General features: G+C 69.9%; 18 protein-coding genes. 10 read left to right on the forward strand and 8 right to left on the reverse strand.

Annotated elements, in window-relative coordinates:
- Positions 1-14: 14 nt before the first annotated feature.
- From C1N74_RS01775 to C1N74_RS01790, 4 genes are all read right to left on the reverse strand, one after another.
- The gene (locus C1N74_RS01775) at positions 15-2,240 is read right to left on the reverse strand and encodes a beta-glucosidase (protein ID WP_137750937.1); all 2,226 of its coding nucleotides are present in this window, start codon (positions 2,238-2,240) and stop codon (positions 15-17) included.
- Between the two features lie 78 nt (positions 2,241-2,318).
- Positions 2,319-3,215, reverse strand: a complete 897-nt coding sequence (locus C1N74_RS01780) for a carbohydrate ABC transporter permease (RefSeq protein WP_023952842.1) — start codon at positions 3,213-3,215, stop codon at positions 2,319-2,321.
- Positions 3,212-4,228: a carbohydrate ABC transporter permease gene (locus tag C1N74_RS01785; RefSeq protein ID WP_023952841.1), complete on the reverse strand. Its 1,017-nt coding sequence runs from the start codon at positions 4,226-4,228 to the stop codon at positions 3,212-3,214. Before C1N74_RS01785 ends, C1N74_RS01780 begins: the two co-directional genes overlap by 4 nt.
- 8 nt (positions 4,229-4,236) lie before the next feature.
- A complete protein-coding gene (locus C1N74_RS01790; RefSeq protein WP_052007628.1) occupies positions 4,237-5,541 on the reverse strand; it encodes an ABC transporter substrate-binding protein in 1,305 nt (434 codons plus the stop codon).
- Positions 5,542-5,747: 206 nt separating this feature from the next.
- On the opposite strand from C1N74_RS01790, the gene C1N74_RS01795 reads away from it, so the two are divergent.
- Positions 5,748-6,761 carry a LacI family DNA-binding transcriptional regulator gene (locus tag C1N74_RS01795; RefSeq protein ID WP_023952840.1) on the forward strand — a complete coding sequence of 338 codons (1,014 nt, stop codon included), beginning with the start codon at positions 5,748-5,750 and terminating at the stop codon, positions 6,759-6,761.
- A 35-nt stretch (positions 6,762-6,796) separates the two neighbouring features.
- A complete protein-coding gene (gene dcd, locus C1N74_RS01800; RefSeq protein ID WP_023952839.1) occupies positions 6,797-7,402 on the forward strand; it encodes a dCTP deaminase in 606 nt (201 codons plus the stop codon).
- Positions 7,403-7,470: 68 nt separating this feature from the next.
- Here dcd and C1N74_RS01805 read toward each other — a convergent pair whose 3' ends face one another.
- Positions 7,471-8,073 (reverse strand): MarR family winged helix-turn-helix transcriptional regulator, encoded by a 603-nt coding sequence (locus tag C1N74_RS01805; RefSeq protein WP_071918642.1) that lies wholly within the window; start codon positions 8,071-8,073, stop codon positions 7,471-7,473.
- 112 nt (positions 8,074-8,185) lie between these two features.
- Here C1N74_RS01805 and C1N74_RS16565 point away from each other — a divergent pair, with 112 nt between their 5' ends.
- From C1N74_RS16565 to C1N74_RS01820, 3 genes are all read left to right on the forward strand, one after another.
- Entirely contained in the window at positions 8,186-8,710 is a 525-nt protein-coding gene (locus tag C1N74_RS16565) for a MarR family winged helix-turn-helix transcriptional regulator (RefSeq protein ID WP_237049118.1), read from the forward strand.
- A 78-nt stretch (positions 8,711-8,788) separates the two neighbouring features.
- Positions 8,789-10,456 carry a BCCT family transporter gene (locus tag C1N74_RS01815; protein ID WP_088380636.1) on the forward strand — a complete coding sequence of 556 codons (1,668 nt, stop codon included), beginning with the start codon at positions 8,789-8,791 and terminating at the stop codon, positions 10,454-10,456.
- 63 nt (positions 10,457-10,519) lie between these two features.
- Positions 10,520-10,966 (forward strand): GNAT family N-acetyltransferase, encoded by a 447-nt coding sequence (locus C1N74_RS01820; protein WP_114598475.1) that lies wholly within the window; start codon positions 10,520-10,522, stop codon positions 10,964-10,966.
- Between the two features lie 6 nt (positions 10,967-10,972).
- Here the strand turns inward: C1N74_RS01820 and C1N74_RS01825 are convergent, their stop codons facing one another.
- Positions 10,973-12,430: an MFS transporter gene (locus C1N74_RS01825; RefSeq protein WP_114598121.1), complete on the reverse strand. Its 1,458-nt coding sequence runs from the start codon at positions 12,428-12,430 to the stop codon at positions 10,973-10,975.
- A gap of 110 nt (positions 12,431-12,540) precedes the next feature.
- On the reverse strand, positions 12,541-13,260 hold the full coding sequence (locus C1N74_RS01830; protein WP_103841503.1) for a response regulator transcription factor: 720 nt from the start codon (positions 13,258-13,260) through the stop codon (positions 12,541-12,543).
- 330 nt (positions 13,261-13,590) lie between these two features.
- On the opposite strand from C1N74_RS01830, the gene dnaK reads away from it, so the two are divergent.
- The 5 genes from dnaK (at position 13,591) to C1N74_RS01855 (ending at position 18,703) form a co-directional block, all read left to right on the forward strand.
- The gene (dnaK, locus tag C1N74_RS01835) at positions 13,591-15,459 is read left to right on the forward strand and encodes a molecular chaperone DnaK (RefSeq protein ID WP_114598120.1); all 1,869 of its coding nucleotides are present in this window, start codon (positions 13,591-13,593) and stop codon (positions 15,457-15,459) included.
- Between the two features lie 2 nt (positions 15,460-15,461).
- Complete coding sequence (locus C1N74_RS01840; protein WP_137749845.1) at positions 15,462-16,088, forward strand: nucleotide exchange factor GrpE; 627 nt, start codon at positions 15,462-15,464, stop codon at positions 16,086-16,088.
- Between the two features lie 11 nt (positions 16,089-16,099).
- Positions 16,100-17,104 carry a DnaJ C-terminal domain-containing protein gene (locus C1N74_RS01845; RefSeq protein WP_064956374.1) on the forward strand — a complete coding sequence of 335 codons (1,005 nt, stop codon included), beginning with the start codon at positions 16,100-16,102 and terminating at the stop codon, positions 17,102-17,104.
- 92 nt (positions 17,105-17,196) lie between these two features.
- Complete coding sequence (locus C1N74_RS01850; protein WP_023952824.1) at positions 17,197-17,646, forward strand: heat shock protein transcriptional repressor HspR; 450 nt, start codon at positions 17,197-17,199, stop codon at positions 17,644-17,646.
- A gap of 172 nt (positions 17,647-17,818) precedes the next feature.
- Positions 17,819-18,703 carry a hypothetical protein gene (locus C1N74_RS01855; protein WP_258317974.1) on the forward strand — a complete coding sequence of 295 codons (885 nt, stop codon included), beginning with the start codon at positions 17,819-17,821 and terminating at the stop codon, positions 18,701-18,703.
- 85 nt (positions 18,704-18,788) lie between these two features.
- Here the strand turns inward: C1N74_RS01855 and C1N74_RS01860 are convergent, their stop codons facing one another.
- Positions 18,789-19,382, reverse strand: a complete 594-nt coding sequence (locus tag C1N74_RS01860; protein ID WP_071918638.1) for a hypothetical protein — start codon at positions 19,380-19,382, stop codon at positions 18,789-18,791.
- Positions 19,383-19,392 lie beyond the last annotated feature (10 nt).

Genomic DNA, 19,392 nt, shown 5'->3' on the forward strand with positions numbered 1-19,392 from the left:
CGCACGACCCCCGGTCACCGCTCGATCGAGACCTCGACGATGCGCCGGTCGGGTGCCGTCACGCGATACACCTCGCCGACGATCTCGGTCGCCGCCTCGGTCTCGCGTTCCGCGCACGACGGTCCGACCCAGAGCTCGATCTCGCCGGGCTCGATGATGCGCACGCCCTCGCGTCCAGTGAAGGCCAGCCGTGCGGTGGGCACGTCGAACGAGACGGTCGCCTCGGCGCCGGCATCCAGCTCCACCCGGGCGAACCCGAGCAGCTGCGCGACGGGACGCGTCACGCTTCCGTGAACGTCGCGGGCGTAGAGCTGCACGAGGTCGGTGCCGGCGCGCTCGCCCGTGTTCCGCACGCGCACGCTCGCCGTGAACGCGTCTCCGGTCGAGACCGTCTCCGTCACCGACAGACCGGTCCGCTCGAACGTCGTGTAGCCGAGCCCGTGTCCGAAGGGGAGCGCGGGGGTGCTGTCGGCGCTCGTGATCTCGTTGGGTCCGCCGAGGATCGGGTGCAGGTAGCTGTAGGGCTGCGAACCCGACGATCGAGGGAGCGAGACGGGCAGGTGGCCCGAGGGCGAGACCTCGCCGCTGAGGATCGCGGCGATCGCGGCACCCCCCTCTTCGCCGGGGAAGAAGGTCTGCAGCGCCGCCGCGACGGCCCCCTCGCCCGAGAGCGCCCAGTCGATCGCGTACGGCCGGCCCGACAGGACGACGAGCACGACCGGGGTGCCCGTCGCGGCGAGACGCTCGACGAGCTCGCGCTGCACGCCGGGCAGCTCGAGCGAGTCGGCGTCGTTCCCCTCGCCGACGGTGCCCCGGCCGAACAGGCCGGCCCGGTCGCCGACGGCGACGATCGCCACGTCGGCCGCGCGCGCGGCATCCTCCGCCTCGGCGAAGCCCGACCGGTCGTCGCCCTCGGCCTCGCAGCCGCGCACGACGGTGACGTCGGCGTCGGGCAGGGCATCGACGATGGATGCCGCGAGCGTCGGGATCTCGAATCCCATCGGCACGCCCGGGTGGTGGGCGAGAACGTGGTTGGCGAACGAGTAGCAGCCCATGAGCGCTTCCGAGCTGTCGCCGTTCGGCCCGATCACGGCGACGCGACGGGGCGATGCGAGGGGAAGGGTGCCGTCGTTGGTCAGGAGCACGACCGATTCCTCGGCGAGGCGACGGGCGACCGCGCGGTGCGCGGGCGAGTCGAGGTCGATGCTCGTCGGCGGCTCCTCGAAGGTCTCGTCGAGGAGCCCCAGCTCCTCCTTCTGGATGAGCACGCGACGCACGGCGCGATCGATGAGTGCCTCGTCGACCTGGCCCGCCCGAACGCGCTCGGCGAGGGGGCCGACGTAGGCGTCGCCCGTCGGGAGCTCGACGTCGATGCCGGCCTCGAGGGCGAGCTGCGCGGCCTCGCCGCGGTCGCGGGCGACGGCGTGCATCGTCTGGAGGAAGGCGACGGAGAAGTAGTCCGACACGACGGTGCCGTCGAAGCCCCACGTCTCGCGCAGGAGGTCGGTGAGGTAGGCGGGCGTCGCCGCCACCGGCACCCCGTCGATCTCGGCGTACGAGTTCATGACCGAGCGCACGCCGCCGTCGCGGACGGCCATCTCGAACGGCGGCAGGAAAACGTCGGCGATCTCGCGCGGTCCCGCGTGGACCGGCGCGTGGTTCCGGCCCGCCTGCGAGCCCGAGTACCCGACGAAGTGCTTCAGCGTCGCGTGGACCCCCGTGCTCTGAAGACCCCGCACATACGCGGTGCCGATCACGCCCACCACGTACGGATCCTCCGCGATGCACTCGTCGACGCGTCCCCAGCGGGGATCGCGGATGACGTCGAGCACCGGGGCGAGACCCTGATGGACGCCGAGCTCGCGCATCGACTCGCCGATAAGCGCCCCCATCTCCTCGACGAGCTCGGGGTCGAATGCCGCGCCCCACGCGAGAGGAGTGGGGAAGGTCGCCGCCTGCCACGCCGCCAGACCCGTCAGGCACTCCTCGTGCACGAGCGCGGGGATGCCCAGACGCGTCTCGCGGACCAGGCGGCGCTGCTCGTTCCACAACCACGCCGCCCGCTCGATCGGGTCGACGGGCCGCGTGCCGTAGACGCGGGTCAGCTGCCCGAGTCCGTGGACGGTCGCGTCGGCGTAGGCGGTCGACGACGCCATCTCGCCCGCCATCGGGGCGACGACCTCATCGCCCTGGTCGACCCAGAAGCCGACCAGCTGGGCCAGCTTCTCGTCGAGGGTCATGCGCGCGATCAGGTCGGAGACGCGCGTCGAGACGGAGATATCGGTGAGGGTCACGGTTCGTGCTTTCTCTACGGGGGATCAGCCCTTGACGGCGCCGGTCAGGCCACCGACGATGCGGCGCTCGAACAGGCTGAAGAACGCCAGGGCGGGAAGCATCGACAGCGAGGTGAAGGCGAGAACCTTCGCGGTGTCGACCGAGTATTGCGACGAGAACGCCTGCACGCCGAGCGGCAGGGTGAAGGTCGCCTCGTTGTTGAGGATGAACAGCGGAAGCAGGTAGCTGTTCCAGCTGCCGATGAAGGCCAGGATGCCGACCGTGATGACGCCGGGCACTGACAGGGGCAGCACCATCCGCCAGAAGAACGACAGGCGCCCGCATCCGTCGATGAACGCGGCCTCCTGGATCTCGTCGGGAATGGCCCGCAGGAACGGCACCAGGATGATGATCGTCATCGGCAGCGCGAAGGCGATCTGCGGCAGGATGATGCCCGCAAGAGAGTTCATCAGGCCCAGGTCGCGAATGACGATGTACAGCGGCGTGATCGCGACGGTGATGGGGAACATCAGGCCCGAGGCGAAGACGGCGTACAGCACCCCGCGGCCGCGGAACCGGTACCGGGCGAGGATGTAGCTGGCCATGAGCCCGAGCAGCACGGCACCGATCGTCGTCGCGCCGGCGGCGATGGTGGAGTTGAGCACCTGCTGCCAGAACTGCGAGCCGGTGAGCACCGCCAGATAGTTCTCGATGTTCCACGGCGACGGCCACCCGGCGGGGTCGACGGTGATCTGGGCGTTGCTGCGGAAGCCGCCGATGATGATGTACAGCACCGGCGCGAGCATCAGCGCGATCACCACGAGGGCGACGAAGTACACGACGGGGCTGCCCCAGGGTAGGCGCTCCGTGCGGCGTCCGCGACGCCCTGTCGGTGCGGGCGCGACGATCGCGCGCGTGGCGGGGGAGGTGAGGGCGGTCATCGCTCCTGCTTCCCTTCGGTGATGGCCCCCGCGGTGTCGCGACGCAGCACGTAGCGCTGGTAGACGATCGCGACGACGAGGGAGATGAGGAAGATCACGACGGCGACGGCGTTTCCGAAGCCGTAGCTGCCGGCGTTGCGGCCGTTGACGACCATGTAGGTGGCCATCGTCGAGGTGCCGGCGGTCGACGCGACGTACTGACCCCAGATGATGTAGACGAGGTCGAACAGCTGCAGTGCGCCGATGATCGACAGGAACGCCCAGATGCGCAGGGTGGGGGCGAGCAGGGGCAGGGTGATCCGCCAGTGCATCTGCCAGTAGCCCGCGCCGTCGAGGGCGGCGGCCTCGTAGAGCTCGTCGGGGATCCCCTGGAGGCCCGCGAGGAAGAGGATGACGGCGAAGCCGACGTACTTCCAGGTCAGGATGGCCATGAGCGTCCAGATCGCGATCGAGGGATCGGCGATCCAGTCGCGCGTGAGCGCGCCCAGTCCGAGCTGCTCGAGGGCCCCGTTGAGGGCGCCCTGGGTCTGCAGCATGAGTCCGAAGCCCGTGCCGACGACGACCTCCGCGATGACGTAGGGCACGAAGATCAGCACGCGGATGAGCGACTGTCCTCGCATGCGGCGGTTGAGCAGCAGGGCGAGGAGGACCGCGACAGGACCCTGGAGCACGAGGGACGCCACGACGATGATCGCGTTGTGGCTGAGGGCCTCGACGAAGGTGGGGTCGGTGAGGATCGTGATGTAGTTCTGCAGGCCGACGAACTCGGTGGGCGGCCCGTAGCCCTGCCAGCGGAAGAAGCCGTAGTAGGCCGCCATCACCACGGGGAAGATGACGAACCCGACGAACATCACCAGGGCGGGGCCGACGAGCACCGCGATCTCGAGGCGACCCGACCAGCCCAGGCCTCGGCGGCGCCGGGAGGGCGAGGGCGTCGTGGAGACGCCCTCGCCCCGGGCCGCGAGATCCACGCCGTCGGCGGTGCCCGCCACGGCTGTCTCGCTGAGCGACATGATGCGGATCAGCCCTTCTTCGCTGCGTCGGAGACCGACTGGATCATCTGCTCGGGCGTGCTCTTGCCCGCCAGCAGGTCGACGACCGCGACGTTGAGCGCGTTGCCGACGTTCTGTCCGAGGACGGTGTCGAGCCACTGCGAGACGAAGGGAGCCTTGTTGTACGCGGCGAGGACCTCCTGGAGGTACTCCTCCTCGACCGCCTCCTGCGCGACCGAGTTCACCGGGGGAGCGTTGAAGGCCTTGTAGTAGGCCTCCTGCTGCTCGGCGCTGGCGAGGAAGTTCAGGAAGTCGGCGCACTCCTTCGGGGCCTTGGCCGAGCAGGAGTAACCGTCGACGCCGCCCATGATCGAGCCGGGCTCGCCGGCGCCGCCCGACAGCTCGGGGAACGGGAACCATGCCAGGTCGGGGAGAGGCTGCTCGTCCGGCGTGAGCGAGGCGATGACGCCCGGGTTCCAGGCGCCCATCAGCTCCATGCCCGCCTGGTGGTTCGCGATGAGGCCTGCGCTGCTGCCCGCGCCCTGCTGAGCCGAGGTCGTGAGGTAGCCCTCGTTGAACGGCTGCAGCTGGGCGAAGTCGGCGAGGTCCTCGGCCGACTTCAGCCAGCACTCGTCGCTGAAGTCCTTCGAGTCGCCGGTCTCCTCGATCGTCTCCGGGCTGCACTCGCGCAGGGCGAAGTTGTAGAACCAGTGCGCCGCCGGCCAAGCATCCTTCGCGCCGAGGGCGATGGGGGCGATTCCGGCATCCTTGAGCTGCCCGACCACGGTCTCGAGATCGTCGATCGTCGCGGGGGCCTCGGTGACTCCGGCCTGCGTGAACAGGTCGGAGCTGTACCAGAAGCCGCTGGGGAGCACCGCGAGCGGCATCGCCCATACCTTGTCCTGGTAGGTCTCGGCCTTGAACGAGCCCTCGGAGATCTCTTCCTTGGCGGTGTCGCCGATGAGGTCGGTGAGGTCCATGAGCTGTCCGGCCTGCACCATGGCGGCCATCTTGCCGCCACCGCGCTGCAGGAAGATGTCGGGCGGGTCGCCCGCGTTGAGTGCGGTCTGGAGCTTGCCGTCCATGTCCTCGTTCTGCACGGACTGCATCGAGATCTTGACGTTCTCGTTCTCCGCCTCGAATGCTGCGATGGCATCCTTCCAGAACTGCTGGCCGGGGCCGGTCGTCGAGTTCTGCCAGAGCGTCATCTCGACGGTGCCGTCAGCGCTGCCTCCGTCGCCGTTGCCGCTGCAGGAGGTGAGGGCGAGGGCCCCCACCGCCAGGACGGCTGCCGTGACGGCCGCCTTGCGGCGAGCCGTGATGGTGCGTGCCATGTGATTCCTTCTCTCTTCGTTGAGTGGACATCTGCCGATGAGCGCGCCGCGGCCGGGCCCGGGCTGGGCTGCTCGAACCGCCGAGCGGCGATGCTCGGTGTCGTCGGACATTCGCTGGTGCTGTCGGACACCGAAAGTTTGCGCGGGCAACAAAGAGGTGTCAAACGTTTTCGAAAACGGTTTCCATTTCGGGCTAGCATGCGGTCATGGACCGACGACGACCCACCATCCACGACGTCGCGGAGCGTGCCGGCGTCTCCGTGTCGACCGTGTCGAAGGCTGTCAACGGCCGTTACGGGGTTGCGACGGCGACCGTGGATGCTGTGATGGCGGCCGTCGCGGAGCTCGGCTATGAGTCGAGCCTGATCGCCAGCAGCATGCGGTCGCGATCGACCGGTGTGATCGGCGTGCTCGTCGCCGACTTCGAACCGTTCAGCGCCGAGATCCTCAAGGGGGTGGGCGAGGCGCTCCGCGACACGAGCTACGACCTGCTCGCCTACTCGGGGTCGCGCGGTGACGAAGAGGGGTGGGAGCGCCGGTCGCTGTCCCGCCTGAGCGGAACGCTGATCGACGGGGCGATCATGGTCACCCCGACCGTCGTCAAGGCGAGCGCCGACGTGCCGCTGGTCGCGATCGACCCGCACACCGGTCCGGCCGACGTCCCCATCGTCGAGAGCGACAGCTACGGAGGCGCCCGCGAGGCGACGGCCTACCTCATCGGCATGGGGCACACGCGCATCGGCTACATCGCCGGGCGCGCCGACCTGCGCTCGTCGATCGCACGTGACGCGGGGTATCGTCGGGCGCTCGCCGACGCCGGCATCCCGTTCGATGCGACCTACGTCGGTGCGGGGCGCTATCGCGAGGCGACGGTGCGTGAGGTCGCGATCGAGATGCTGTCGACGCCCAACCGGCCCACCGCGGTCTTCGCGGCGAACGACGTGTCGGCCATCGCGATCCTGCAGGTCGCCGCCGAGCTCGGGCTCGAGGTTCCTCGCGACCTGTCGATCGTCGGATTCGACGACATCCCCGAGGCGACGCGGCTTCCGGTCCCCCTCACGACGGTGCGGCAGCCGATGGGGCGGCTGGGCGCGGCCGCCGTCCAGATGCTGCTGGCCCTCATGCGCGGTGAGACTCCGCCGGCCACGCACCTGCGCCTCCCGACGAAGCTCGTCGCCCGGCAGACGACCGCGCCGCCGGTGCGGCAACGGGCCGGATGACGGCGTCGCACCGCGACGCGCTCTAGGCTGTGTGCGTGCTGCTGAGTGATCGCGACATCCGTGCCGGAATCGATCAGGGCCGCATCGGCCTCGACCCCTGGGATGCCTCGATGGTGCAGCCCTCGAGTGTCGATGTGCGCCTCGACCGGTACTTCCGGCTGTTCGACAACCACAAGTACCCCTTCATCGATCCGGCGCAGGACCAGCCCGAGCTGACCCGGCTGATCGAGGTCGAGCCCGACCAGCCGTTCATCCTGCACCCCGGCGAGTTCGCGCTGGGATCGACCTTCGAGCAGGTGCGCCTCGGCGACGACGTCGCCGCGCGCCTGGAGGGGAAGTCGTCGCTCGGCCGCCTCGGCCTCATCACCCACTCGACGGCCGGCTTCATCGACCCAGGGTTCTCCGGCCACGTGACGCTCGAGCTCGCCAACGTCGCGACCCTGCCGATCAAGCTCTGGCCCGGCATGAAGATCGGCCAGCTCTGCTTCTTCCAGCTCAGCTCGCCGAGTGAGAACTCCTACGGATCGGGCCCCTACGGCAATCGCTACCAGGGGCAGCGCGGGCCGACGGCATCCCGCTCGTTCCAGAACTTCCACCGCACCGACGTCGGCACGATCGACGCCGGGTCGCGCGGCGCCTGACGCCGCGTGCGGCATGCACGACGGCCCCGAGGCTCGCGCCTCGGGGCCGTCGCAGGCGATGCCGCGGATCAGGCGGCGTCGCGTCCCGCCGCGAAGCCCGCGGTGAAGCCGCGCTCGAAGGCGTGCTCGCCGCGGTGCGCGTGGTCGCCGCGGTGCGGGTGCTCGCCGAAGCGCGGGCCGCAGCCGTGACCGCGACCGAAGCCGTGCCCGAAGCCGTGTCGACCGCGAGGGCCGAATCGGCGCGGTGAGGTCTCGTCCCAGCCGAGCCCGCGGGCGATCGCCTCGAGTGAGGCGACGGTGGTGGCGTAGTCCTCCTCGGTGACGGTGCTGCGCACCCGGTCGCGCACGCCGCTCACGAGCGCGTGGATGCGGTCGCGTTCGCGCCGTCCGTCGTCGGTGATGATCCAGGCCCCGTCGCGCTCGGCGGCCCAGCCGCGAGCGGCGAGCGACCGGACGCGCTTGCCGCCCCGCTGCACGCGCTCGGCGAGCTCGGGGATGTCGCGCTCTCCGGCCAGGACATTGAGCACCGCCCAGTCGCGGCGGTCGAGCCCTTCGGCCGACAGAGTCCGATGCATCTCGGACGACAGGGCCGTCTCGGCGGCGCGCATCCAGAAGGTCAGCGGCCGCGTACGCGGGTGGGGAGTCTCGGAGGTGTTGTCGTGGGTGTTCATGGTGTTCCCTTCGTGGGCCGGTGCGTCCGACCCGAGATGTATGTCATTTGTCATGTGCATGCACTATGACATGTAGCTCAGGTGCATGTCAAGTCGCATGTATTCTCGAAGCATGACGGCCGCCGACGACCCGCAGATCGATGCCATCGCCGATGCCCTCGGTCGCCTCCGCGGACTGCGGCGGCCCGGGCCGGGCATCGAGCGCGGGCCGCACACGCACGGGGGGCTCGGCGCCCACGCCGGGCATGGCCCGCACGGACATCGCGGCGGCCCGTTCGCCGAGGGGCGCGGCCGGATGGCGGGGCTTGCGCGCCTGCGGATGCTCGAGGTGCTCGTCGCGGCATCCCATCCGCTCACCGTCAGCGAGATCGGTGAGGCGATCGGTGTCGACCAGCCGCGTGCCTCGCGACTCGTCCAGCAGGCGGTCGACCTCGGCCTGGTGCGTCGGGAGGCCGACCCCGACGATGCCCGCCGCACCCGCATCGCGCTCACCGACGAGGGGCGCCGATTCGCGCAGAGCGTGCGGGGTGAGCGTCGCGCTGCCCTCGGCAGCGCGCTGGACGGGTTCACCGACGACGAGCGCTCCGAGCTGGCCCGACTGCTCACCAAACTCGCCGACGCCTGGCCGCGCCCCTGACGCATAGCCGCTGTCGCCGCCGCGGGCAACTGGCCGTCCCCGCTTTGCGTCGCGCCGGTATCCTGTCACCCTGGTTCGGTGAGCACCGACAATCAGCCCTCTCCCGCAGAACGCATAGCCGCGGTGTCCACCCCGGGCACGATCGCCCGCTGGGTGTTCTGGCCCGCCGCGGTGGTGATCGTCGGGTTCAGCGCCTTCGCGATCATCTTCCCCACCACGGCCGAGTCGTTCTTCGGCGCCATCCAGACCTCGATCGTCGACTCGTTCAACTGGTACTACGTCCTCATCGCCGCTTTCTTCGTCGGCTTCGCGATCTTCGTGGGCTTCAGTCGCTTCGGCGACATCAAGCTCGGGCGCGACGATGACGAGCCCGAGTTCTCGACGGGCTCGTGGTTCTCGCTCCTCTTCGCCGCGGGCATGGGCATCGGCCTCGTCTTCTACGGCGTGAGCGAGCCCCTCAGCCACTTCGTCGACCCGCGTCCGGGTGTGACCGGCACCGAGCAGCAGCTCGCGCAGAGCGCTCTGACGCAGACCTACCTGCACTGGGGCGTGCACGCCTGGGCGATGTACGTCGTCGTCGGGCTCGCCCTCGCGTACGCGATCCACCGTCGCCGCCGCCCGATCTCGATCCGCTGGGCGCTCGAGCCCCTGCTCGGCAACCGTGTCCGCGGCGCCGCCGGCAACGTCATCGACGCGGTCGCCCTCGTCGGCACGCTGTTCGGCGTCGCGACGTCGCTCGGACTCGGCGTCATGCAGATGGGATCGGGGCTCGAGTTCATCGGCCTCCCGCCGCTCAATGACGCGATGCTCATCGGTCTCATCGCGATCGTGTCGGTCTTCGTGCTGTTCTCGGTGCTGTCGGGCGTGACGAAGGGGATGAAGTGGCTCTCCAACTTCAACCTCATCGTCGCCGGTCTTCTGCTGCTGTTCCTGCTCTTCGTCGGCCCGACGCAGTTCCTCCTGCGCGAATGGGTGCAGTCGATCGGCGCGTACATCCAGGACTTCATCGGTCTCTCGTTCACCGTCAGCGCTCTCCAGGGGGCGGCCGGCGAGGCCTGGCAGGCGCAGTGGACGTCGTTCTACTGGGGCTGGTGGATCTCGTGGGCGCCCTTCGTCGGCATCTTCATCGCGCGCGTCAGCAAGGGGCGCACGGTGCGCCAGTTCGTCGCGGGCGTGCTGCTCGTTCCCACGTTGATCGGCATCCTGTGGTTCGCCGTCCTCGGCGGATCGGCGCTGTACCGCGAGCTCGAGCAGCCCGGGTCGATGCTCGCCGCCGACGGGTCGGTGAACCTGCAGGGCGCCCTGTTCCAGTTGCTCGAGGGGCTGCCGGCGGGAGGCGTGCTGACGATCGGGGCCATCGTCCTGATCGCCGTGTTCTTCATCACCTCGGCAGACTCGGGCGCGCTCGTCATGGGCATGATCGCGACGGGCGGAAACCCCGAGCCGCCGCGCTGGGTGCGCACCTTCTTCGTCGTCATCACCGCCGCCCTCGCGAGCGCGCTCCTGCTCGCAGGAGGCCTGCAGGCGCTGCAGACGGCGGCGATCCTGATCGCCCTGCCGTTCTCGATCGTCATGCTCCTGATGTGCTGGTCGACGGTGCTCGCCTTCCAGCGGGAACGTCGCGCTTACGCCCGCGCCGAGCGCGCGCAGTTCATCGAGCGCATCGGCGACCACTACGGGCTCGAGGTCGAGGAGCCGAACGAACGGGGAGTGCGCTTCCCGTGGATCGTCGGCAGGCGCGGCTGACGCGCATCGCCTCTCGAAGGCGCCGAGCACGACCGCTCGGCGCCTTCGTCGTACGCTGGGCGGATGCTCCCGGTGTCTTCCGCCCGTCTGACAGATGTCCCCGCCGAGACGCTCTACCGCCTGCTCTGGCTGCGCGTCAGCGTCTTCGTCGTCGAGCAGGCCGCCGCCTATCCGGAGCTGGACGGCCGCGACCTCGAGCCCGACACCGAGCTCTTCTGGATCGAAGACGACAGGCGGGTGCTGGCGACGCTCCGGCTGCTTCGCGATGCCTCGGGGAACGCGCGTATCGGCCGAGTCGCGACCGCCGCCGACGCGCGCGGCCGTGGCCTCTCGGCGCAGCTCATGCGCGCGGCGGTCGAGCGCGCCGGGGAGCGGTGGCCCGGTGCCGCGATCGACCTCGATGCGCAGAAGCACCTCGCCGACTGGTACGGGAGGTTCGGGTTCGCGATCAGCGGGGCGGAGTTCTCCGAGGACGACATCCCGCACGTGCCCATGCGCCGCCCCGCCTGAACCCGGTCAGCGGATGCCGGCCTGCTTCGGCAGCCGCACGAACAGCAGCAGCACGAGTCCGAGGAGCAGCACCACCGCGATGCCCAGGACGCCCCAGATGATGCTGCCGAACCAGGCGATGAACAGCGCCCACATCGCGGGGGAGAGGAAGCTCGCGACGCGTCCGGTCGTGGCGTACAGGCCGAAGATCTCACCCTGCATCCCCGGGGGCGTCACCCGGGCCAGCAGCGAACGGCTGGCGGCCTGCGCCGGGCCCACGCACCCCGAGAGGATCAGTCCGGCGATCCAGAACACGATCGATCCGGCATCCTGCAGGACGAACAGCAGCACGGCCACGGCGATGAGGCCCGACAGGGTCGCGACGATCACGGCGCGTGCCCCGAACCGGTCGTCGAATCGTCCGGCGACGATGGTGGACGCGCCGGCGACGAGGTTCGCGGCGATGCCGAAGATCATGACCTCCGTAGCCGAGAACCCGAACGCGCGTGCCGCCAGGACGCCGCCGAAGGCGAAGACGCCCGCCAGGCCGTCGCGGTACACCGCGCTCGCCAGGAGGAACCAGAACGTCGGGCGTTCCGTGCGGTACAGGCGGACGATGTCGGCCACCAGGTGCGCGTACGCCGCGAAGAAGCCGACCTTCTCCGTGGTGTGGGGTGCGGAGCGCTCGGGCACGTTCAGCATCAGCGGGATGGCGAAGACGATCGTCCACACGCCACAGCCCACGGCGATGAGCCGGTAGGCGAGACCGTTGCTGGTGTCCATCCCGAACCAGTCGGCGAAGGTGAGGGCGACCACGAGGGCCAGGGCGATGATGCCGCCGATGTAGCCGAGGCCCCAGCCCAGACCGCTGACCCGTCCGATCGTGCGGGGGGTCGAGACCTCGACGAGCATGGCGTTGTAGTTGACGCCCGCGATCTCCGAGACGACGGCGCCGAGAGAGAGCACGATCGCGCCGTACCAGAAGAAGGCCGGGTCGGCGAAGGTGAAGAACAGGGCGAACTGCAGCAGCGCGAGGACGACGGTGAACACCCCGAGCCATCGCTTCTTCCGCCCCGACCGGTCGGCGGTCTGTCCCAGCACGGGGGCGAGCAGCAGGATCAGGATGCCGGCGGCGGTCGAGGCGACGCCGTAGCCGCTCGCCAATTCGGCCAGCGCCGCCTCCTTCACCGGGTCGGTGTCGGGCAGCGCCGCGATGTCGGCGGGGAGGAACGAGTCCGAGACGAGGAACAGCGACGCGAAGACGAACGTGAGGATGACGGAGTTGAAGGGCTGCGTCGCCCAGTCCCAGAGCGCCCACGACACGACGGCCTTGCGGGGGATCGGCTGCTCGTCGACGTCGCGGGTCCGAATGGCGGCGATGCGCCCGAGTGCCTGCGTGTCGGCGGCCGTCGGAGGCGCCGGCACGCCGGGATCGGATGCCTGCGGGGAGCGGCCCGCGCCGGGTGGGTCGGTCTCGGGTGACATGCCGGGCACGCTACGACCTCTCCGTGAACACTCGGTGCCGCCGGTCGGCGGCGCGTCGCGTCATCGCGACGGGGTCAGCGTATCCGTCGCCGGGCGGGGGAGCGTGCTTTTCAGTCGCGACGCGCGAACCGGTAGCCGATGCCGCGCACCGTCTCGATCCAGCGGCCCGTACGGCCGTCGTCGCCGAGCTTGCGCCGCAGGTTCATCAGGTGGACCTCGACCGCGTGGAGATCATGTCCGCTGACGTGTTCGCCGTGGGCGCCGCTCTGCCGGCGCAGCATGAGCGCGATCCACGCCTTCTCGATGACGTCGCCGGGGCGCTGCATGAGCGCCTGCAGGACGTCGAACTCGGAGCGTGTGAGATCCAGCGACCGGCCGTCGAGCTCGACGCGGCGCGAGCCGGGGCTCAGCCGCAGCCCGCCGGCTTCGAGCCACGCCCCCGGCGCCGCCTCGCCGGGCTGGAGGGCGCGGGGGCGGCGCATCAGGGCGTCGATCCGGGCGCGCAGCTCGTAGGGGCGCCAGGGTTTGATGACGTAGTCGTCGGCACCGCTGCGGAACCCCTCGACCGTCGCGGTCTCGTCGTCGACGGCGCTGATGATCAGCACGTACCCGTCGTGGAACGCCCGGATGCGGCGGACGGCCTCGAACCCGTCGATCCCGTCGAGCTTGACGTCGACGGTAGTGAGGTCGGGGCGCAGCAAGCGCACCGCGTCGACGCCGGCCGGGCCGTCGGGGAAGGCATGCACGGCGAAGCCGTGCTGTTCGAGGGTCTGGGTCAGCAGGTGACGGAGGTCGTCGTCATCCTCGATGACGACAGCGCTGCGAGTCATGAGCGCCTCCGTGCGCGCGGGAACGCTCGGCGACCGCCCATCGCGGGCTCGATGTCGACGAGAGGCGAGTTCGGGTTCACGCTTCTTGTCATGGGTGGACTCAACATATAGCGCTCCCCTGGGAGGATCCGATGATGCCGCCTCAGGGTTACTCAGCTTTTCCTCAGTCCATCGTCATGCGGCTGACGCTGCTTATCGTCGAACTTGATACGACCAGACTCAAGTTCTCTTGACAGGGTTTTCCGGCGCGAGTACAGTTGAGTCATCGCGGCTCAGGTTGGGCCGCCGCAGACTTCCGATCCATTCGAACCGCAAGTAAGGAGACAACTCATGGCACGTGCAGTGGGTATCGACCTGGGCACGACGAACTCCGTCGTGGCCGTCCTCGAGGGCGGCGAGCCCAAGGTCATCGCCAACGCCGAAGGGCTCCGTACGACCCCCTCGGTCGTCGCGTTCACCAAGGACGGCGAGGTCCTCGTCGGTGAGACCGCCAAGCGGCAGGCCGTCACCAACGTCGACCGCACGCTGACCTCGGTCAAGCGCCACATGGGCACCGACTGGAAGACCCAGTCGATCGACGGCAAGGCGTACACGCCGCAGGAGATCTCGGCCCGTATCCTCCAGAAGCTCAAGCGCGACGCCGAGCAGTACCTGGGCGACACGGTGACGGACGCCGTCATCACCGTCCCCGCGTACTTCAACGACGCCGAGCGCCAGGCCACCAAGGAGGCCGGCGAGATCGCGGGTCTCAACGTCCTGCGCATCATCAACGAGCCGACGGCCGCCGCGCTCGCCTACGGTCTCGACAAGGGCAAGGAGGACGAGCTCATCCTCGTCTTCGACCTCGGTGGTGGAACCTTCGACGTCTCGCTGCTCGAGGTGGGCAAGGACGACGACTTCTCGACCATCCAGGTGCGCGCCACCGCCGGTGACAACCGCCTCGGTGGTGACGACTGGGACCAGCGCATCGTCGAGTACCTGATCAAGCAGTTCAAGGACACGACCGGCGTCGACGTCTCCGGCGACAAGATCGCGCTGCAGCGCCTCAAGGAGGCCGCTGAGCAGGCGAAGAAGGAGCTCTCGAGCTCGCAGTCGACCTCGATCAACCTGCCTTACCTCTCGCTCACCGACTCGGGCCCCGTCTCGTTGTCCGAGACGCTGTCGCGCGCGAAGTTCGAGGACCTCACCAAGGACCTGCTCGACCGCACGAAGAAGCCGTTCGAGGACGTCATCCGCGAGGCCGGCATCAAGGTCGGCGACATCGACCACGTCGTGCTCGTGGGTGGTTCCACCCGTATGCCCGCCGTGTCGGAGCTCGTGAAGAAGGAAGCCGGCAAGGAGCCCAACAAGGGCGTGAACCCGGACGAGGTCGTCGCCGTCGGCGCCGCCCTGCAGGCCGGCGTCCTCAAGGGCGAGCGCAAGGACGTCCTCCTCATCGACGTGACCCCCCTGAGCCTCGGGATCGAGACCAAGGGCGGCATCATGACGAAGCTCATCGAGCGCAACACCGCCATCCCCACCAAGCGCAGCGAGACCTTCACGACCGCCGACGACAACCAGCCGTCGGTCGCCATCCAGGTCTTCCAGGGCGAGCGCGACTTCACCCGCGACAACAAGCCGCTCGGCACGTTCGAGCTCACGGGCATCGCACCGGCACCCCGCGGCATCCCGCAGGTCGAGGTCACCTTCGACATCGACGCGAACGGCATCGTGCACGTCTCGGCGAAGGACAAGGGCACCGGCAAGGAGCAGTCGATGACGATCACGGGCGGCTCGTCGCTGCCCAAGGACGACATCGAGCGCATGGTGCGCGAGGCCGAGGAGCACGCGGCAGAGGACAAGAAGCGCCGCGAGGCCGCCGAGGTCCGCAACCAGGCCGAGACCCTGTCGTACTCGATCGAGAAGCTGATCGCCGACAACGCCGACAAGCTCCCCGAGGACGTCAAGTCCGAGGTCCAGGGCGACGTCGACGCGCTGAAGACCGCGCTCGCTGGCGACGACGACGAGGCCGTGAAGACCGCGTTCGAGAAGCTCAACGCATCGCAGGGCAAGCTCGGCGAGGCCATCTACGCGCAGGGTCAGGCAGACCAGGCGCCGGGAGCCCCGACCGACGCTCCGACCGGTGACACCGGTGCGGCGGCATCCGATGAGGACGTCGTCGACGCCGAGGTCGTCGAAGACGAGGACGAGAAGAAGTAATCATGACCGACAAGGACTTCGAAGAGCCGCACGGCGATGACGAGGTCCTCGGCGAGGAGGGGTCGGACGCCCAGGCGTCCGGCCCCGACGCGCACGAGGCCCCCGGAGCATCGGATGCCGCCGACGCCGCGGCTGCGGACGACGAACTGACCATCGACGACATCCTCGGAGCGACGCAGTCCGACGAGGCGGCCGTCGCCGAGGCGCCGGCCGAGGAGCACGACCTGCTGCTCGACCTCAAGCGCGTGCAGGCCGAGTACGCCAACTACCGTCGGCGTACCGAGGACCAGCGCGAGGCCGAGATCGAGCGCGCCAAGGGGTCGGTCGCCAAGGGGCTGCTGCCCGTGCTCGACGACCTCGACCGTGCCGACAAGCACGGTGACCTCGTCGAGGGATCGCCGCTCGCTGTGATCGCGGACAAGCTCCGCGGGGTCGTGGCGCGCTTGGGTGTCGAGTCCTACGGCGCCGCCGGCGACGCCTTCGACCCGCAGCAGCACGAGGCGATCTTCCAGGCGCCCACCCCGGGCACGGCCGAGCCGACGATCCTCGAGGTCGTCGAGGTCGGCTACCGCCTCGGCAGCATCGAGCTGCGTCCGGCGAAGGTCGTCGTCGCCGTGCCGGCCGAATAGGAGGCAACGACATGGCCAGTCAGGACTGGTTCGATAAGGACTTCTACAAGGTGCTGGGCGTCTCCAAAGACGTCTCCGACAGCGACCTGAAGAAGACCTACCGCAAGCTCGCGCGCAAGTACCACCCCGACTCGACGCAGGGCGACCCCGCGGCCGAGGCGAAGTTCAAGGAGATCAGCGAGGCGTACTCCGTGCTCTCCGACAAGGAGCAGCGTGCCGAGTACGACCAGATCCGGGCGATGGGGTCGGGCAGCGCCCGCTTCACCGCGGGTGGCCAGGGCGCCGGTGGCTTCGAGGACGTCTTCAGCGCCTTCAACCAGGGTGCGCGGGGCGGCGCCGGAGCGCGCGGCGCCGACTTCGACGACATCTTCGCGATGTTCAACCAGCAGACCGGGCGGTCCAGTCGCTTCGGGTCGGGCGGCTTCGGCCGCTCGACCGGAGGGTTCCAGGGCTTCGGCGGCCCGCAGCGCGGCGCCGACGTCACGGCGCGGACGACGCTCGACTTCGCCACGGCGGTTCGCGGCGACACCGTCACGCTCCAGGGCGAGGACGGCAAGCCGTTCAAGGTGAAGATCCCGGCCGGGGTCAAGGACGGGCAGAAGATCCGGCTGCGCGGTCGCGGGCGTCCCTCGCCCGATGGCGGAGAGCCGGGCGACATCGTCGTGAGCGTGACCGTCCGGCCGCATCCGGTGTTCACGCGCGACGGACTCAACCTCCGTGTCGTGGTGCCGGTGACCTTCACCGAGGCGGCCCTCGGCGCCACGATCGAGGTGCCGACGCTGGGCGGCGACCCCGTCAAGCTGCGGGTCGCGCCCGGCACCCCGTCGGGTCGCGTCCTGCGGGTCAAGGGGCGCGGCGTGAGCACGTCCAAAGGCACGGGCGACCTTCTGGCGGAGGTACAAATCGCCGTTCCCGCCCATCTCGACGAGGAGGCCCGAGCGGCCCTCGAACGTTTCGCGGAGGTCGAGCCCCGCGAGAACCCCCGCGCCGACCTGATGAACAAGGCGCGCGGCTGATCTACCCGCTGCTCGCTCGCCGTCCCCGATCCCACGGAACGGGGGCGGCGGGCTGGACGGCGACACCCTCGACGCCCAGGAGGTGACCAACCATGGCTGAAGACGACATCGACGAGGACGCCCCGATCTTCGCGATCGCGGCCGCGGCGGAGCTCGCGGCCATGCACGCGCAGACCCTCCGGCAGTACGACCGGCTGGGCCTGGTGGTGCCGGGCCGCACGCAGGGAGGATCGCGTCGATACTCGCTGCGTCACATCCGGCAGCTGCGAGAAGTGGCGCGGATGTCTGCGGAGGGCATCAGCCTCCCCGCCATCGCGCGCATCCTGGAGCTCGAGAACGAGGTCGCTGGGCTCCGCCGCGAGGTGCGCGACCTCGAGCAACGACTGCGCGACGAGATGCAGCAGCGTCCCGGTGCGCGGGTCTTCGCCGCCGGCGCCACCGGCGCGGTCGTGACCCTGCGTCACGGCGCGCGCGTGCGCCGGGCGACCGAGGTCGTGCTCTACCGCCGCCCCTCCGACCCGCCCGCGTCCCCGCAGTCGTAGCGACCCGACGCAAAGGGGCGTTATCCGACGCGCGAACCGACCATTCGGGTCGGTTCGCGCGTGTGGCGGGGATGTGAGCAGGGGTCCTGCACAGGCGGGGCGACGGAGATCGGATGTCGAACGGGCTGGGGAGATCTCGGGTTGGGGTGCGGAGGGCCGCCAGCCTGGACGGGTGGCACGCACTCCTGCTGAGCTTCCCGAGGCGCTGCCGGGTGCCTTCACGGTCGGGACGGCGCGCGCGACCGGGGTGACGCGCGGCAGACTCCGTTCGGCCGACCTGGCCGCGCCCTTCCACGGCATCCGCTCGCGTGCGCCCGTGACGGATGTGCGCGCGCTGGTGACCGCCTATCTGCCGAAACTGCGCCCGGGCGAGCACATCAGTCATGCCACGGCAGTGGCTCTCGTCGGCGGCCGGATCCCAGAGCGGCTGCGCGCGCAGGTGGATGTCGCGGCGCCGCGACCGCTCGGGCGTGCCCGTGGTGCCGGGGTGCGCGGGCACGAAGCCGCGGCGGCGAGTCCGTGGCGATTCGGACCCGTTCCGATCGCGCACCCGGCCGTCGCCTGGTGCCAATCGGCCGAGCTCATGGGCGAACGCGAGCTCGTCATCGCGGCAGACTCTCTCATGCGCAGGCATGATCCTGTCTTGTCGATCGAGCAGCTCCGTGGAGCGGTGGCGGGGTGGTCCGGTCGGCGCGGCGTACGCGCGCTCCGACTCGCGTACGAACGTTGTCGGGAACGCACCGACTCCGTTGCGGAGACGGAGCTGCGTCTCGACGCCGAAGACCTCGGAATGACCACCTTCGAGGTCAACGCGGTCATCTGCGATGAGGCCGGGCGCTTCGTGGCCTTTGGCGACCTCGTCGACGTCGAGCGGCGCGTGCTGTTGGAGTACGACGGTCAGCAGCACCGGCTCGACGACGCGCAGTACGGCCGCGACGTCGACCGCCTCGACGACCTCGCTCGCCTCGGCTGGCGCGTCATCCGGGTGAACAGGACCCACCGCGGCGCGCGGCGGCGCGCCATTCTCCTCCGCGCACGCGAGGCGCTGGCCCGCTGACCCCGGCCCTCCGCGACTCTGCGCCCAACCGACGCGAAAGGTCGCTCCGGCCGGTGATCGACGACGCTTTGCGTCGGGTCGGCGATCAGGCGGGTGGGAGGCGGAGGGTGTTGGCCGACTCGTCGAGGGTCAGGTCGTCGACGACGCGGAGCGAGCGGGCGAGGTGATCGAGCTCGTCCAGAACCGTTCCCACGCGCTCGCGGTCGCTGCACACGGCCGAGAGCGTCACGAGATGCGTCCCGGTGTCCCACGTGTACGAGACGAACGGCGGCGTCCGCGGATCGGGCGGCAGCGTCATCACGAGCTTCTCGCCCGCCCCGAGGTAGGGGGAGCGGAAGTCCTCGGTGTCGTCGTACTCCATCGGCATCATCGCCCGCGCGGTGCGTACCTGCGGCGTCGCTTCCTGCATCTGCGCGAGCACGACGACCAGCTCGGGGTCGGCCTTCCACATCCAGGCCCGTACGCGCCCGTTCGCGCGGCGCATGAGCATCGGCACGGCCTGGCTCGCAGCCCACGCCGCGAAGCGCCCGCCCGGGCGCGGCGCGGCGCCGATCGCGGCGTTCGCCTGGCTCAGCAGCATCCCGATGGCGCGCTTGCGGGCGCGGCGTCCGGAGAATCCGAATGATTCGGTGACGGGTACCCAGCGGGCGGGATCGGCATCGGCTTCGAGTCGGGCCATGACCACAGCC

The organism is Microbacterium sp. SGAir0570 (genome assembly GCF_005491085.2).
GTDB classification, from domain to species: domain Bacteria; phylum Actinomycetota; class Actinomycetes; order Actinomycetales; family Microbacteriaceae; genus Microbacterium; species Microbacterium arborescens.

Bases quoted from the DNA above. Each gene is read 5' to 3' on its own strand.
- C1N74_RS01845 (WP_064956374.1), top strand. From the start codon at position 16,100: ATGGCCAGTCAGGACTGGTTCGATAAGGACTTCTACAAGGTGCTGGGC.
- C1N74_RS01830 (WP_103841503.1), bottom strand. From the start codon at position 13,260: ATGACTCGCAGCGCTGTCGTCATCGAGGATGACGACGACCTCCGTCAC.
- C1N74_RS01775 (WP_137750937.1), bottom strand. From the start codon at position 2,240: ATGACCCTCGACGAGAAGCTGGCCCAGCTGGTCGGCTTCTGGGTCGAC.
- dnaK (WP_114598120.1), top strand. From the start codon at position 13,591: ATGGCACGTGCAGTGGGTATCGACCTGGGCACGACGAACTCCGTCGTG.
- C1N74_RS01860 (WP_071918638.1), bottom strand. From the start codon at position 19,382: ATGGCCCGACTCGAAGCCGATGCCGATCCCGCCCGCTGGGTACCCGTC.
- C1N74_RS01850 (WP_023952824.1), top strand. From the start codon at position 17,197: ATGGCTGAAGACGACATCGACGAGGACGCCCCGATCTTCGCGATCGCG.
- C1N74_RS01825 (WP_114598121.1), bottom strand. From the start codon at position 12,430: ATGTCACCCGAGACCGACCCACCCGGCGCGGGCCGCTCCCCGCAGGCA.
- C1N74_RS16565 (WP_237049118.1), top strand. From the start codon at position 8,186: ATGACGGCCGCCGACGACCCGCAGATCGATGCCATCGCCGATGCCCTC.
- C1N74_RS01840 (WP_137749845.1), top strand. From the start codon at position 15,462: ATGACCGACAAGGACTTCGAAGAGCCGCACGGCGATGACGAGGTCCTC.
- C1N74_RS01780 (WP_023952842.1), bottom strand. From the start codon at position 3,215: ATGACCGCCCTCACCTCCCCCGCCACGCGCGCGATCGTCGCGCCCGCA.
- C1N74_RS01790 (WP_052007628.1), bottom strand. From the start codon at position 5,541: ATGGCACGCACCATCACGGCTCGCCGCAAGGCGGCCGTCACGGCAGCC.
- C1N74_RS01820 (WP_114598475.1), top strand. From the start codon at position 10,520: ATGCTCCCGGTGTCTTCCGCCCGTCTGACAGATGTCCCCGCCGAGACG.
- C1N74_RS01805 (WP_071918642.1), bottom strand. From the start codon at position 8,073: ATGAACACCCACGACAACACCTCCGAGACTCCCCACCCGCGTACGCGG.
- C1N74_RS01785 (WP_023952841.1), bottom strand. From the start codon at position 4,228: ATGTCGCTCAGCGAGACAGCCGTGGCGGGCACCGCCGACGGCGTGGAT.
- C1N74_RS01795 (WP_023952840.1), top strand. From the start codon at position 5,748: ATGGACCGACGACGACCCACCATCCACGACGTCGCGGAGCGTGCCGGC.